General features: G+C 73.0%; 14 protein-coding genes. 4 read left to right on the top strand and 10 right to left on the bottom strand.

What is annotated here, in order from left to right; genetic code table 11:
• Positions 1–119: 119 nt before the first annotated feature.
• The 5 genes from dnaJ to ACLIBK_RS02445 form a co-directional block, all read right to left on the bottom strand.
• Positions 120–1,271 (bottom strand): molecular chaperone DnaJ, encoded by a 1,152-nt coding sequence (dnaJ, locus tag ACLIBK_RS02465; protein ID WP_415385629.1) that lies wholly within the window; start codon positions 1,269–1,271, stop codon positions 120–122.
• Between the two features lie 194 nt (positions 1,272–1,465).
• Complete coding sequence (dnaK, locus tag ACLIBK_RS02460; RefSeq protein WP_415385628.1) at positions 1,466–3,412, bottom strand: molecular chaperone DnaK; 1,947 nt, start codon at positions 3,410–3,412, stop codon at positions 1,466–1,468.
• A 183-nt stretch (positions 3,413–3,595) separates the two neighbouring features.
• Complete coding sequence (locus ACLIBK_RS02455; RefSeq protein ID WP_415385627.1) at positions 3,596–4,348, bottom strand: alpha/beta fold hydrolase; 753 nt, start codon at positions 4,346–4,348, stop codon at positions 3,596–3,598.
• Between the two features lie 61 nt (positions 4,349–4,409).
• Positions 4,410–4,913 carry a GNAT family N-acetyltransferase gene (locus ACLIBK_RS02450; protein ID WP_415385626.1) on the bottom strand — a complete coding sequence of 168 codons (504 nt, stop codon included), beginning with the start codon at positions 4,911–4,913 and terminating at the stop codon, positions 4,410–4,412.
• Entirely contained in the window at positions 4,910–5,491 is a 582-nt protein-coding gene (locus ACLIBK_RS02445; protein WP_415385625.1) for a nucleotide exchange factor GrpE, read from the bottom strand. Before ACLIBK_RS02445 ends, ACLIBK_RS02450 begins: the two co-directional genes overlap by 4 nt.
• Positions 5,492–5,673: 182 nt before the next feature.
• Here ACLIBK_RS02445 and hemH point away from each other — a divergent pair, with 182 nt between their 5' ends.
• From hemH to hemJ, 3 genes are read left to right on the top strand one after another with little or no spacing between them, the layout of a single operon-like run.
• The gene (gene hemH, locus ACLIBK_RS02440; protein WP_415385624.1) at positions 5,674–6,813 is read left to right on the top strand and encodes a ferrochelatase; all 1,140 of its coding nucleotides are present in this window, start codon (positions 5,674–5,676) and stop codon (positions 6,811–6,813) included.
• Positions 6,810–7,517: an HAD family hydrolase gene (locus tag ACLIBK_RS02435; protein ID WP_415385623.1), complete on the top strand. Its 708-nt coding sequence runs from the start codon at positions 6,810–6,812 to the stop codon at positions 7,515–7,517. Before hemH ends, ACLIBK_RS02435 begins: the two co-directional genes overlap by 4 nt.
• The gene (gene hemJ / locus ACLIBK_RS02430) at positions 7,514–7,957 is read left to right on the top strand and encodes a protoporphyrinogen oxidase HemJ (RefSeq protein WP_415385622.1); all 444 of its coding nucleotides are present in this window, start codon (positions 7,514–7,516) and stop codon (positions 7,955–7,957) included. Before ACLIBK_RS02435 ends, hemJ begins: the two co-directional genes overlap by 4 nt.
• 40 nt (positions 7,958–7,997) lie before the next feature.
• On the opposite strand, the gene ACLIBK_RS02425 is transcribed toward hemJ, so the two are convergent.
• The 4 genes from ACLIBK_RS02425 to ACLIBK_RS02410 form a co-directional block, all read right to left on the bottom strand.
• On the bottom strand, positions 7,998–8,330 hold the full coding sequence (locus ACLIBK_RS02425; RefSeq protein WP_415385621.1) for a hypothetical protein: 333 nt from the start codon (positions 8,328–8,330) through the stop codon (positions 7,998–8,000).
• 73 nt (positions 8,331–8,403) lie between these two features.
• Complete coding sequence (locus tag ACLIBK_RS02420) at positions 8,404–9,240, bottom strand: substrate-binding domain-containing protein (protein WP_415385620.1); 837 nt, start codon at positions 9,238–9,240, stop codon at positions 8,404–8,406.
• A 35-nt stretch (positions 9,241–9,275) separates the two neighbouring features.
• Positions 9,276–9,998, bottom strand: a complete 723-nt coding sequence (locus tag ACLIBK_RS02415) for an ATP-binding cassette domain-containing protein (protein ID WP_415385619.1) — start codon at positions 9,996–9,998, stop codon at positions 9,276–9,278.
• Positions 9,998–10,702: an ABC transporter permease gene (locus tag ACLIBK_RS02410; RefSeq protein ID WP_415385618.1), complete on the bottom strand. Its 705-nt coding sequence runs from the start codon at positions 10,700–10,702 to the stop codon at positions 9,998–10,000. Before ACLIBK_RS02410 ends, ACLIBK_RS02415 begins: the two co-directional genes overlap by 1 nt.
• Positions 10,703–10,981: 279 nt before the next feature.
• Here ACLIBK_RS02410 and ACLIBK_RS02405 point away from each other — a divergent pair, with 279 nt between their 5' ends.
• On the top strand, positions 10,982–11,725 hold the full coding sequence (locus ACLIBK_RS02405; protein ID WP_415385617.1) for an NTP transferase domain-containing protein: 744 nt from the start codon (positions 10,982–10,984) through the stop codon (positions 11,723–11,725).
• 122 nt (positions 11,726–11,847) lie between these two features.
• On the opposite strand, the gene ACLIBK_RS02400 is transcribed toward ACLIBK_RS02405, so the two are convergent.
• On the bottom strand, positions 11,848–12,963 hold the full coding sequence (locus tag ACLIBK_RS02400; protein WP_415385616.1) for a 2-aminoethylphosphonate--pyruvate transaminase: 1,116 nt from the start codon (positions 12,961–12,963) through the stop codon (positions 11,848–11,850).
• Positions 12,964–13,023: the final 60 nt, after the last annotated feature.

Here is a 13,023-nt window from a genome sequence, read left to right as displayed (position 1 = left end):
GCCTTCTCAGGCGGTCCTGGCGAGGGCCGCCGCGCCGGGGGCAGGGTCAGGGGCGCCCGGGGCAGGGGCTGCTGCGGCCGGGCCCTATGGTGGCCCGGCCGTGGTGGAGCGGGGAAGCGCTAGCGGCCCAGCCCGTCCCAGAACTCCTTCACCTTGGCGAAGAAGCCGTCGCTTTCCGGGCTGCCCTGGCCTTCCGCCTCGGCCTCGAACTGTTCCAGCAGCTCGCGCTGCCGGGGCGAGAGGGACTGCGGCGTTTCCACGCTGACCTGGACATACATGTCGCCCCGCGCCGCCGAGCGCAGCACGGAGAAGCCCTTGCCGCGCAGGCGGAACTGGTCGCCGGCCTGCGTGCCCTGGGGAATGGACACGCGGGCGCGGCCGCCGTCGATGCTGGGCACCTCGATGTTGCCGCCCAGCGCCGCCTGCGTCATGCGCAGCGGCACGCGGACGAAGATGTTGTTGCCGTCGCGCTGGAAGATCGGGTGCGGCTTCACGCCCACATCGACGTAGAGGTCGCCCGCCGGGGCGCCGCGCAGCCCGGCCTCGCCCTCACCGCTGAGGCGGATGCGGTTGCCGTCCTCGACGCCGGCGGGGATGGACACGTTGAGGTTGCGGTCGCGCTGCACGCGGCCGGCGCCCTGGCAGACCTTGCAGGGGTTCTTCACCGTCTGGCCCTGGCCGCCGCAGGTCGGGCAGGTGCGCTCGATCAGGAAGAAGCCCTGCTGCGCCCGGACCTTGCCGGCGCCCTTGCAGGTGGCGCAGTTCTGGGTCTGGGCCTTGCCGCCTTCGGCGCCGGAGCCCTCGCAGGCCTCGCAGGTCACGGAGCTCGGTACGCGCAGGGTCTTCTTGACCCCGCTGAAGGCTTCCTCCAGCTCGATCTCGACGGTCATGCGCAGGTCGGCGCCGCGACCGGCGGCCGCACCGCCGCCACGCCCGCCGCGGCCGCCGAAATTGCCGCCGAACATCTGCTCGAAGATGTCCTCGAAGGGCGAGCCGCCGCTGCCGAAGCCGCCGCCGAACCCGCCGGGGCCGCCACCGCCGCCGCCCTCGAAGGCGGCATGGCCGTAGCGGTCATAGGCGGCGCGCTTCTCGCCGTCCTTGAGGACCTCGTAGGCCTCGTTGATTTCCTTGAACCGGACCTCGGCGGTCGCGTCGCCCTGGTTGCGGTCCGGGTGATACTTCATGGCGAGCTTGCGATAGGCCTTCTTCAGGTCCTCGTCGCTCGCATCCCGGCTGGTGCCCAGCACCTCGTAGTAGTCGCGCTTGGCCATCTCTGGTCCCGTCGGGTGTGTCCCTGTGCCCCGGAGCAGGGCGCGGGGACACCCCTCGCGCGCGCCTGCCGGCCTTCACCAGTGCAACGAAGGGCGCGCCCACGGCCCCCACAGCGAAGCGCCCGGCCCGGGGGTGAACCCCGGAACCGGGCGCCAGCGCCGGTGCGAGCCGCGGAGCGCCCTTTGCGCCCCGGTCAGCCCTTCTTCTTCTCGTCCACGTCCTCGAACTCGGCGTCGACCACCTTGCCGCCAGGACCGGCGCCGGGGCCGCCCTGGTTCGCCTCGGGGCCGCCCTGCGAGGACGGGCCGCTGGCACCCTGGGCTGCCGCGGCCTCCTGCTGGGCCTTGTACATCGCCTCGCCGATCTTCATCGACGCGGCACCCAGCTGCTCGGTCGCCTGCTTCATGGCGTCCACGTCGCCGCCGTCGCGGGCGGACTTCGCGGTGTTCAGCGCGGCCTCGACCTCGCCCTTTTCCGCCGCGCCGATCTTGTCGCCGTTCTCGCTCAGCGACTTCTCGGTCTGGTGGATCAGCGCTTCCAGGCTGTTGCGGGTCTCGACACCCTCACGCCGCTTCTTGTCGGCCTCGGCATTCGCCTCGGCGTCCTTGACCATGCGCTCGATGTCGGATTCCGACAGGCCGGAGCGGGCCTGGATCTTGATGTTCTGCTCCTTGCCCGTGGCCTTGTCCTTGGCGGACACCGACACGATGCCGTTGGCGTCGATGTCGAAGGCCACCTCGATCTGCGGCATGCCGCGCGGCGCCGGCGGGATGCCCTGCAGGTCGAAGTTGCCCAGCAGCTTGTTGTCGGCCGCCATCTCCCGCTCGCCCTGGAAGACCTTGATGGTCACCGCCGTCTGGTTGTCGTCGGCGGTGGAGAAGGTCTGGGACTTCTTGGTCGGGATGGTGGTGTTGCGGTCGATCAGGCGCGTGAACACGCCGCCCAGCGTCTCGATGCCGAGGCTCAGCGGGGTCACGTCCAGCAGCAGGACGTCCTTGACCTCACCCTTCAGCACCGCGCCCTGGATGGCGGCGCCGATGGCGACCACCTCGTCGGGGTTGACGTTGCGGGCAGGCTCCTTGCCGAAGAACTGCTTCACCGTCTCGATGATCTTGGGCATGCGGGTCATGCCGCCGACCAGGATCACCTCGTCGACTTCGTTGGCCTGCAGGCCGGCGTCCTTGAGCGCGTTGCGGCAAGGCTCCAGCGTGCGCGTCACCAGGTCGTCCACCAGGGACTCCAGCTTCGCGCGGCTGAGCTGCATCACCAGGTGCTTCGGCCCGGTGGCGTCGGCGGTGATGAAGGGCAGGTTGATCTCGGTCTGCTTGGCGCTCGACAGCTCGATCTTGGCCTTCTCGCCGGCCTCCTTCAGCCGCTGCAGGGCGAGCTTGTCGCCGCGCAGGTCGATGCCGTTCTCCTTCTTGAACTCGTCCGCGAGGTAGTCGATCACCCGCTGGTCGAAGTCCTCGCCGCCCAGGAAGGTGTCGCCGTTGGTGGACTTCACCTCGAAGACGCCGTCGCCGATCTCCAGGATCGACACGTCGAAGGTGCCGCCGCCGAGGTCGTAGACCGCGATGGTGCCGGTGTTCTTCTTGTCGAGGCCGTAGGCGAGCGCCGCGGCCGTCGGCTCGTTGATGATGCGCAGCACGTCGAGGCCGGCGATGCGGCCGGCTTCCTTGGTGGCCTGGCGCTGGGCGTCGTTGAAGTAGGCCGGCACGGTGACCACGGCCTGGGTGACGGTCTCGCCGAGATAGGCCTCGGCGGTTTCCTTCATCTTGCCCAGGACATAGGCGCTGATCTGCTGCGGCGCCTGCTTCTCGCCGCGCGCTTCCACCCAGGCGTCGCCGTTGTCGGCGCGCACGATGTGGAAGGGGGCGAGGCCCTTCTCCTTCTGCACCATCGGGTCGTCGAAGCGACGGCCGATCAGGCGCTTCACGGCGTAGAGCGTGTCGGTCGGGTTGGTCACCGCCTGACGCTTGGCGGCCTGGCCGACCAGCCGCTCGCCGGACTTGGAAAAGGCGACCATGGAGGGCGTGGTGCGCGCGCCCTCGGCGTTTTCGAGCACCTTGGCGTCGCCGCCCTCGAGGATCGCCACGCAGGAATTCGTGGTGCCGAGGTCGATGCCGATGACTTTGCTCATCCGTGGCTCCTGTTTGGCGGACCGGGGCAGCCCTGTTCGAGGCGCTGCGCCGGCCCCCGTGTGTTGATCGGATGGGGGTTGGTGGGATCGGACCCTCAAGGGGCCGTGGCGGGGATGTATTCAGCGGAGCGCGCCGCAACAAGAGGGGAACGACGCGAGCCGTGCCCGGCGGGGTCGGTTCCGTTATGCGAAACCGGCAAGCAGCGCGGCCAGCTCCTCCGGCGCGTCCAGCATCACGTCGTGGCCGGAGGCGATCCGGAAGCACTGCCAGCCCGGCTTCGCCGCGCAGGCGTCGTGGTAGGCGTGGAAGCGCGGATTCGGGTAATTCCCGGCCAGGATATAGGCCCTGGCCGGCACGCGGTCCCGTGCCCCGGTCAGGCGCACCGGTTCCGTGAGGGTGCCGGGGGGATGCGGCGTGCAACTCGCGTCGACCCAGTCGCGGTCGCGCTCGTTGACCCCGAAATGCGCGGCGGGAAAGGCCGGCACGCCGGTGCCGGTGCGGATGGCCTCCTCGACCTTCAGCCGCAGCGGCTCGGGCGCGTAGCCGATCTGCGCCTGGCCATCCTCGGGCACGAAGGCGTCCAGGAAAACGATGGCGCGGGTGAGCTCCTCCAGCGCTTCCACGGCCTGGGACACCACCATGCCGCCGTAGGAATGGCCCACCAGCACCACCCCGCCGGCCGCGGTGCCGTCCGACACGGCGTCGCGCACGGCTTCCACCACGTCGGCCACGTGGGTGGACAGGTTCACCGCCGGGGACAGGAGGTGCGCCCGCTCCGCCAGCCCGGTCAGGGTGGGGGCGACCACGGGAAAGCCGCGGTCGCGCAGCAGCCCGGCCACCCGGTCCCAGCACCAGGCGCCGTGCCAGGCCCCGTGCACCAGCACCATGGCCGGTTTGGGGGAGCCGCTTCCCGCATGCCCCGTCTGTTCCGTCATTCCACTCGCCCTTCTGCCAGGGTGCAGCATACCGCCGGGACGGGGGCGGGGTGGAGCGGGCTCAGGCCGGCCGGGCGAGGTAGCGCACCAGCTTGCCGTTGCGGGGGTCGCGCGCGTCCGCCAGGGCGCGGAAGCCCAGGGCAGCGTGCAGCGCCAGGCTGGTGGGGTTGGGCGGGTCCAGGTTGACCTCGCAGCCGACCCAGCCCAGCCCGGCGGCGCGTGCCCCGGCGGCGAGGTCGGCGTGCAGCCGGCGCGCCAGCCCCTGACGCCGGGCCTCGGGCGCCACGGCAATCCGGTCCAGATAGGCGAGGTCCGGCAGCTGGTTCCGGAAAAATGCGTGGTTGGGGCCGCGGCAGGTACCGCGTCCGTCGAAGGCCAGCAGGAAGGCGAGGGGAGCGCCTTCCGAGCCGATCACCCGGGCCCGGAAGGCGCCGCGCCACAGCTCTTCCAGCCCGGCGGGGCCCACGGCGTTCACCGCCGGGGCCTGGGCGTCGTTCAGCGCCGCCACGGCCGGGAGGTCGCCGCGCCGGATGTCCCGGATGGCGAACTCCCCCGCCGCGCTCACGCCGCGGGCTTGCCCGCCACCACCACCATGGCCGGGCGCAGCAGGCGGCCGTTCAGCGTCCAGGCCGGGGTCCAGGCCTGGATCACCGTGCCGGGCTCCACGCCGGGCGGAGCGGGCTGCTCGCTCATCGCCTGGTGCAGGGCGGGGTCGAAGGGCTGGCCGGCCGCTTCCACCCGCTTCACGCCGTGCCGCTCCAGGATACCCAGGAAGGAGCGCTCCACCCCCTCGAAGCCGCCGCGCAGCTTGCCCAGCAGCTCGGACTCGTCCGAGGCCGGGGGCGGCAGGGCTTCCAGGCCGCGGCGGAGGTTGTCGGCCGCCTCGGTAATGTCGGTGGACAGCTTCTGGACGGCGTAGTTGCGCGCATCCTCCAGCTCTTTGCGGTGCCGGTTGCGGGCGTTCTGGGCCTCGGCCTCGGCGCGCAGCCACTTTTCACGCAGCTCCTCGACCTCGGCTTCCAGGGCGGCCAGCCGGTCGGCTTCGGGGGCAGGCTCCGGCCCGGCCTCGCTGGCGGGCTGGGGGGCGTCGTGGAGGGAGGCGCCGGCCTCGGTCTGGGGCCAGTGTCGTGCGTCGTCGCTCATGGGAATCCGCGTATGCCGTGTTCGATGGAGGATCCGGGCGAGCCCGGAAAAAGGGTTGCCCACCACCTAGGGGCCGCATGCGCCCGGAACAAGCCGCGCCAGCTGCCCCGACCGGCACAGGTGCCCTGCCGGCAGCGGGGTCCTTGACGGTTCCCGCGCACATGTCATGTCCGGGCCATACCATGAACGCTCCCCCCCCCCGACCCCGTGCCGCGCCCCGCGTCGCGGTGGTGCTGCTCAACCTCGGCGGCCCGGATTCGCCGGAAGCGGTGCGGCCCTTCCTGCGCAACCTGTTCACCGACCCGGCCATCCTGCGGGTGCCGGGCTTCCTGCGCGGCTGGCTGGGGCGCTTCATCGCCGACCGCCGGCACAAGGCGGCCACCGCGAACTACGCCATCCTCGGCGGCAAGTCGCCGCTGCTGGAACTGACGCGGGACCAGGCCGCGGCGCTGGAAGCGGTGCTGGCGCCGGAGATGGACGCGCGCTGCTTCATTGCCATGCGCTACTGGCACCCCTTCGCGGCCGATGTGGCGCGCGAGGTCGCGGCCTGGGCGCCGGACGAGGTGCTGCTGCTGCCGCTCTACCCGCAATTCTCCACCACCACGACGGGGTCGAGCCTGGACGACTGGCACGCCGCCGCCGCGGCTGCCGGGCTGGACCGGCCCACCACGGCGCTGTGCTGCTGGCATTCCGATGATGGCTACGCCGATGCCACCGCCGCCATCGTGCGCCGCGCCTGGGACGCCGCGCGGGCGGAACTGCCGGCGGAAACCCCGCTGCGGCTGCTGCTGTCCGCCCACGGCCTGCCCGAGAGCATTGTCAAGCGCGGCGACCCCTACCAGTGGCAGGTGGAGCGCACTGCCGCGGCGGTGGTGTCGCGGCTGGGGATCGAGGGGTTGGACAGCGTGGTCTGCTTCCAGTCCCGCGCCACGCCGCAGAAATGGATCGGCCCCTCCACCGACGCGGAGATCGCCCGTGCCGGCGCGGAGAAGGTGGGGGTGCTGGTCTGCCCCATCGCCTTCGTGTCGGAACATTCCGAGACGCTGGTGGAGCTGGACGTGGAATACCGCGAGCTGGCCCACGCCAAGGGCGTTCCCGGCTATTTCCGCGTGCCGGCGCAGAATTCCGATCCGGACTTCATCGCCGCTCTGGCCGGGCTGGTGCGGCGCGCCCGCGCCCCGGCCCGCGGCGGCGCGACCCCCGGTCGGGCTGCGTCGCCGGAGGACGAGCGGCTGTGCTCCTGGGCCGGTGGGCGGCAATGCCCGAAGCCCTGGGGCGATTGCCCGCACGTCAAGCGGGCCGCCGAGAAGCGCGCGGCATGAGCCTGCCCTTTCCCGACCCGTCCCTGGCCGTGCTGTTCGATTGCGACGGCGTGCTGGCGGATAGCGAGCACCTCGTGGACATCCTGGTCGCGGAGGAGCTGGGCGCGCGCGGCTGGACGCTGACCCCGGAGGAAGCGGGCCGGATCTTTCTGGGCAAGTCGCTGCCCGACATGGTACCGATCATCGAGGCCCGGCTCGGCCCGTTGCCGGCGGACTGGCCCGCCACCTTCGCGGCGCGCGTGGCCTGGACCATGGAGCGCCAGGTGCCGCCGATCCCCGGCGCGCCCGAGGCGGTGGCGGCGGTGCGCGCCGCCGGGCTGCCGGTGGCGGTGGCCTCCAATTCCGGGCGGGCGGAGCTGATCGTGAAGCTGCGGCGCCTGGGGCTGACGGAGGCTTTCGCGGGGCGGGTCTTCTCCTTCCAGGACGTGCCGCGGCCCAAGCCGCATCCGGACATCTACCTGGCGGCGGCCGCCGCCTGCGGCGTGGCCCCGGCCCGCTGCGCGGTGATCGAGGACAGCGCCGTGGGCGCCCGCGCCGGGGTGGCCGCCGGCTGCCGCGTGCTGGGCTTCTGCCGCGACACCGATCCGGCCGTGCTGCGCGCCGCCGGCGCCTCGGCCGTGTTCCGCGACATGGCCGAACTGCCGGCCCTGCTGGGGCTGGAAGCCGTGATCCCCGAACGGCCGGTTCAAGGAGCGCCCGCGTGACCCTCGCCGCCCTGTATCCCTGGACCAAGTCGCTGCACCTGATCTCGGTGTTCGCCTGGATGGCCGGGATGTTCTACCTGCCGCGGCTCTACGTGTACCACACCGCCGTGGCGCCGGGTTCCGAGAGCAGCGAAACCTTCAAGGTGATGGAGCGGCGGCTGCTGCGGGCCATCATGAACCCCGCCATGATCGCCGCCTGGATCTTCGGCATCACCCTGGTGCTGACGCCGGGCGTGGTGGACTGGTCCGCCGGCTGGTGGCACGGCAAGATGACGGGCTTCCTGCTGATGTCGGCGCTGCACGGCTACCTCGCCGGGGCGCGCAAGAGCTTCGAGCGCGACGAGCGGCGCCATTCCGGCCGCTTCTGGCGCATCCTCAACGAGGTGCCGACGCTGCTGCTGGTGCTGATCGTGGTGATGGTGATCGTGAAGCCGTTCTAGGCGGCGCGATCCCGCCCGGGGAAGCCGGGCGGGCCGGCGTTCAGCCGCGGCGCTTCGGGGCGCCGCCCATCTTGGCGAAGACCTGCTGGTCCTTGTTCTCCTGCATCAGCATGGAGAAGCTGGGGATCTTCTCGAAGCCCAGGCCCTGCGGCACTTCCGTGTCGGGGTCGGGCTGGATCTTGTTGTAGGCCTCGCCCGAGATCTTCTCCCATTTCCCCGCGGGCTTCTTGACCTCCAGGTTCACCACGGTGGTCTTGAACACCATCCGCACGATGGCTTCCTTGGGGTTGGAGGGCTTGGTGAGGCTCGGGCACCCCGCCATCACCTGCCAGCCGTTCTTCAGGGCCCAGGCGGTCAGTTCGTCCTTGTCCATCGCGGCGGACCCTTTTTCCGGAATACTCGTCCTAGAGCAGGCCCACCCGTCGCGGCAATCTGCCGGCGCCGATTCAGGCGCCGGGGTCACCGGCATTGGGGAAGAACAGCTGCTCTCCGTTGATCCTGTAGCCGGCGATGGCGGCCTGGCCGGCGGGCGAGACCAGCCAGTCGATGAAGCGCTGCCCGTCCGCGGCCTTGACGTGCGGATGGCGCTGCGGGTTCACGAGCATCACGCCGTACTGGTTGAACAGCCGCGCGTCGCCCTCCACCAGGATCCGCAGGTCCTGGCGGTTGCGGAAGGCCAGCCAGGTGCCGCGCTCGGACAGGATATAGGCGCCCTGCGCCGCCGCCATGTTCAGCGCCGGGCCCATGCCCTGGCCGACCTCGCGATACCATTGCCCGCGGCCCCGGGTGGGATCGAGCCCGGCCAGCTGCCACAGCCGCAGCTCGGCCGCGTGCGTGCCGGACCGGTCGCCGCGGCTGATGAAGGGGGCGGCGGTGTCCGCGATGCGGCGCAGCGCCGCGGTGGAGTCGCGCCCGCCCGCGATGCCCGCCGGGTCGGCCGCCGGGCCGGCGATGACGAAGTCGTTGAACATCACGGGGCGGCGCGGGCCGCCGGCGCCCTCGGCCACGAAGGCTTCCTCGGCCGGGCGGTCATGCACGAACAGCACGTCGGCGTCGCCGCGGCGGCCGACATCCAGCGCCTGGCCGGTGCCCAGCGCCACCACGCGCACGGTGATGCCGCTGTCCCGCGTGAACAGGGGCAGCAGGTAGCCGAACAGGCCGGACTGTTCCGTCGAGGTGGTGGAGGCCACGGTGATGAAACGCTCCTGCGCCGCGGCCGGCAGGGCCAGGGGAAGCAGCGCCGCCAGGGCGAGCAGGGAGCGGCGGGGGGTGCGGAACTGCATCGGCAGGCCTCTGCTGGGGTGGATGGGGGGGCGCGTCACCACACCAGCTCGCCGCGCAGGAAGGCGGCGGCCTCGGCGGTGGCGGGCGCGGTGAAGAAGGTGGCGGCGGGGGCCTGTTCCAGCACCCGGCCGCGCTGCAGGAACACCACTTCGCCCGCCAGGCGCCGGGCCTGGCCGAGGTCGTGGGTGGTCATCACGATCTTGGTGCCGGAGGACGCGATGTCGGCGATCACCGCTTCCACCGCCCGGGTGGCGGCCGGGTCCAGGCTGGCGCAGGGCTCGTCCAGGAACAGCACCTCGGGAGCCAGGGCCGAGGCGCGGGCCAGGGCGAGGCGCTGCTGCTCGCCGCCGGACAGGCGCCGCGCCGGACGGTCGGCCAGGGCGGCCAGCCCGACCCGATCCAGGGCGGCGCGGGCGCGGGGCAGGCGCTCGGCCCGCGGCACCCCCGCCAGGGCCAGGGGATAGGCGGCGTTGGCTAGGGTGGAGCGGCGCAGCAGCACCGGGCGCTGGAACACCATCGCCTGATGCCGACGCGCCGCCTGCTCCTCCACCGCCCAGCGCAGCCGGCCGGCGGTGGGGCGCAGCAGGCCGTGCAGGAGGCGCAGCAGCACGCTCTTGCCGGCGCCGTTGGGCCCGATCACCAGCGTGGGCGGCCCGGTCTCGACCCGCAGGGACACGTCGCGCAGGATCTCCACCCCGCCGGCGGCGAAGCCCAGGCCTTCCACCCGCAGCGGCAGCACGCCCCCGCCCGCCTGCATCAACCCGCCCAGCGGGAGGCCGCGTCGCGCACCAGCTGCACGGCGGCGTTGACGCCCAGCACGATGGCCATCAGCACCAGCCCGAGGGCGAGCGCCAGCGGCAGGTCGCCCTTGCTGGTTTCCAGCGCGATGGCGGTGGTCATGACGCGGGTGAAGCCCTCGATGTTGCCGCCCACGATCATCACCGCCCCGACCTCGGCGCTGGCCCGGCCGAAGCCGGCCAGCAGCACGGTCAGCAGGGCGAAGCGCCCGTCCCAGAGCAGGGTGGGCACGGCGCGCCAGGCGCCCACGCCGAAGGAGCGCAGCTGTTCGGCGTATTCCTCCCACAGGCCTTCCAGCACCTGCCGGGTCAGGGCGGCCATGATCGGGGCGATCAGCACCGCCTGCGCCGCCACCATGGCCGCGGGGGTGAACAGCAGCCCCAGCGGGCCCAGCGGCCCGGCGCGCGACAGCAGCAGGTAGATCAGCAGCCCGGCCACCACCGGCGGCAGCCCCATCAGCGCATTCAGCGCTACCACCACCGCGTGCCGTCCGGGAAAGCGCGACACCGCCAGCAGCGCGCCCAACGGCAGCCCCACGATCGCGGCCAGGGCCACGGCCAGCAGGCTGACTCGCAGCGACAGGCCGACGATGCGCAGCACCGCCGGATCGGCGGCGGACACCAGGCCGAGCGCCTGCACCAGGGCGGCGCTGAAATCGTGCATCGGGCCTCCCCCGGGAACCGGCCGGGGCCGGCCGGTGCGCCGCCGCCACGCCCCGGCCGCCGGCCGGGGGGTCAATGCCGTCTTTGCGGGCGCCTGCCAACCGCCTGTGGCCGGGTGCTGCCGGTGGTTCCGCGGCACGTGAAGCCGCGGTGGCGCGGGGCTGGCGGCGCCGCGACGCCGTGCGGGCCGATGGTGGCGCCGGTCCATGGGGCCGGCGAAGCCGCCCCCGCGCCGCTTCGGCCCTTGCGCGCGGCGCGGGCTGCGGCGAGAGATGCCGCCGTGCACGCAGTGATCCTCAGCGCGGGACAGGGCAAGCGCCTCCTCCCGCACACGGCCGAGCGGCCGAAATGCCTCCTGCCCCTGGCCGGGCGGTCCATCCTGGAATGGCAGCTGCGGGCGCTGGCCGCGGCCGGCGTGTCCGGCGCCACCGTGGTCACCGGCTTCGCGGCGGGGCTAGTGGAGGCGGAGGCCGCGACCCTGGCCGGCCCGCTGGGCCTGACGGTCGGGACGCGGTTCAACCCGTTCTTCGCGGTGGCCGACAACCTCGGCAGCTGCTTCATGGCGCGCGACCTGCTGCGCGGCGACGTGCTGCTGCTGAACGGCGACACGGTGTTCGAGCCGGAGGTGCCGCGCCGCGTCCTGGCCGCCCCCGACGCCCCCGTGGCCGTGACCATCGACCGCAAGTCCGCCTATGACGAGGACGACATGAAGGTGTCGCTGTCGGGCGAGCGGGTGACGGCCATCGGCAAGACCCTGTCGGCCACCGCCACCCAGGCGGAATCCATCGGCCTGCTGCGCTTCAACGCCGAGGGCTCGGCGGCCTTCGTGGCCGGCGCCGAGGCCGCGCTGCGCCGGCCGGACGGCCTGCACCGCTGGTACCTGAGCGTGGTGGACGCACTGGCCGGGCAGGGGCTGGTGCGCGCCAACTCCATCGAGGGGCTGGGCTGGAGCGAGGTGGACTTCCCTCAGGACATCCCGCGCGCCACCCGGCTGGCGGAAGGCTGGATCGGCGGCACTACCTGACGTCCGGGCTGCGGGACGCCGCAGCCCGACGGTCCGCCGCTGGAACGCCACCCCCCGACGGCCCGCCGGCATGGCCCGCGGCGCCTACCGGCCGGTGCGGGCGGCGCGCGCGACGTCCGGTGTCAGGCCGCGGCGGGCAGGGGCAGGCCGAGTTCCCGCAGCGCCTCGCCCAGGGCCGCCACCGCGCCGCGCATCTCGGCCGGGGTCACGGCGCCGATGCAGCCGATGCGGAAGGTGGGCCGCGCCGTGGTCCAGAAGTTGCTGATCAGCACCCCCCGCCGCTTCAGCGCGTCCACGAGGTGCTGCAGCTCGAAGCCCGGCCGCTTCGGCTGGTGGAAGGTGGCGATGATCGGCCCTTGGTGCCGCGCTTCCAGGTAGGGGCGCATGCCCAGCGCCGCGGCGCCGTCCAGCAGCACCCGGGCATTCTCCTGATAGCGCCGTAGCCGGGCGGGCTGGCCGCCCTCGGCTTCGTAGAGGTCCAGCGCCACGCCGAAGGCACGCAGCGCCTGCACCGGCGGGGTGAAGCGGAAGGAACCCCAGCCCGAACGTTCCGCGTGGAGCAGCACATCGCCGAGATCCAGGCTCCAGGACCCGGCCTGCCCGGCGCCAGCGCGCACCGGGGCATCCCGGCACACCGCGAAGCCGAGGCCCGGCAGGCCCTCGATGCACTTGTTGGAGGTGAACACCGCGGCGTCGCATTCCGGGTGGTCGGCCATGCGGAAGGGCAGGGCGCCGAAGCCGCTGACGCTGTCCAGGATCATGCGCCGCCCCGCCGCCCGCACCGCCGGCCCGAGCACGGCGGGGTCGTTGACGATGCCGCTGCCGGTTTCGCTGTGCACGGCGACGAGGTGCGTGGCGTCCGGGTGCGCCGCCAGGGCTTCGGCCACCTCGGCCGCGGTCGCCGGGCGGGTGTCGGGCACGGGGATGGGGATGGCGATCCGCCCGGCCTCGCGCGCCAGCCGTTCCACCCGGGCGGCATAGGTGCCGTTCATGGGCACCACGAAGCGGCCGCCGGCAGGGATCAGGGAGCGGATCGCGGCTTCCACGATGAAGTGCCCCGCCCCCTGCAGCGGCAGGGTGACGTGTTCCCCGGGCAGGCCGCCGGCCACCGCCCGCACCCGGTCGCGCAGCCGGGCGTATTCCGGCCGGAAATCCTCGTCCCAGGGCGCGATGTCCACGGCGGCGGCGGCGCGCACGCGCGGGTCGGTCTGCACGGGGCCGGGGGTGAGCAGCAGCATACGCGATCCTTCGGGCGGAGCCCCGCAACCTGCCCCTGGCGCGCGGGGCTGGGAAGCGCC

This window comes from Roseomonas sp. BN140053 (assembly GCF_047690175.1).
Classification (GTDB): Bacteria; Pseudomonadota; Alphaproteobacteria; order Acetobacterales; family Acetobacteraceae; genus Roseomonas.
This window is presented reverse-complemented; position numbering and strand designations above follow the sequence as displayed.

What these genes read in the sequence shown, in the direction of transcription:
- dnaJ (WP_415385629.1), bottom strand. Translation starts at nt 1,271, where the DNA reads ATGGCCAAGCGCGACTACTACGAGGTGCTGGGCACCAGCCGGGATGCG.
- dnaK (WP_415385628.1), bottom strand. Translation starts at nt 3,412, where the DNA reads ATGAGCAAAGTCATCGGCATCGACCTCGGCACCACGAATTCCTGCGTG.
- ACLIBK_RS02455 (WP_415385627.1), bottom strand. Translation starts at nt 4,348, where the DNA reads ATGACGGAACAGACGGGGCATGCGGGAAGCGGCTCCCCCAAACCGGCC.
- ACLIBK_RS02445 (WP_415385625.1), bottom strand. Translation starts at nt 5,491, where the DNA reads ATGAGCGACGACGCACGACACTGGCCCCAGACCGAGGCCGGCGCCTCC.
- hemH (WP_415385624.1), top strand. Translation starts at nt 5,674, where the DNA reads ATGAACGCTCCCCCCCCCCGACCCCGTGCCGCGCCCCGCGTCGCGGTG.
- ACLIBK_RS02435 (WP_415385623.1), top strand. Translation starts at nt 6,810, where the DNA reads ATGAGCCTGCCCTTTCCCGACCCGTCCCTGGCCGTGCTGTTCGATTGC.
- ACLIBK_RS02425 (WP_415385621.1), bottom strand. Translation starts at nt 8,330, where the DNA reads ATGGACAAGGACGAACTGACCGCCTGGGCCCTGAAGAACGGCTGGCAG.
- ACLIBK_RS02420 (WP_415385620.1), bottom strand. Translation starts at nt 9,240, where the DNA reads ATGCAGTTCCGCACCCCCCGCCGCTCCCTGCTCGCCCTGGCGGCGCTG.
- ACLIBK_RS02415 (WP_415385619.1), bottom strand. Translation starts at nt 9,998, where the DNA reads ATGCAGGCGGGCGGGGGCGTGCTGCCGCTGCGGGTGGAAGGCCTGGGC.
- ACLIBK_RS02410 (WP_415385618.1), bottom strand. Translation starts at nt 10,702, where the DNA reads ATGCACGATTTCAGCGCCGCCCTGGTGCAGGCGCTCGGCCTGGTGTCC.
- ACLIBK_RS02400 (WP_415385616.1), bottom strand. Translation starts at nt 12,963, where the DNA reads ATGCTGCTGCTCACCCCCGGCCCCGTGCAGACCGACCCGCGCGTGCGC.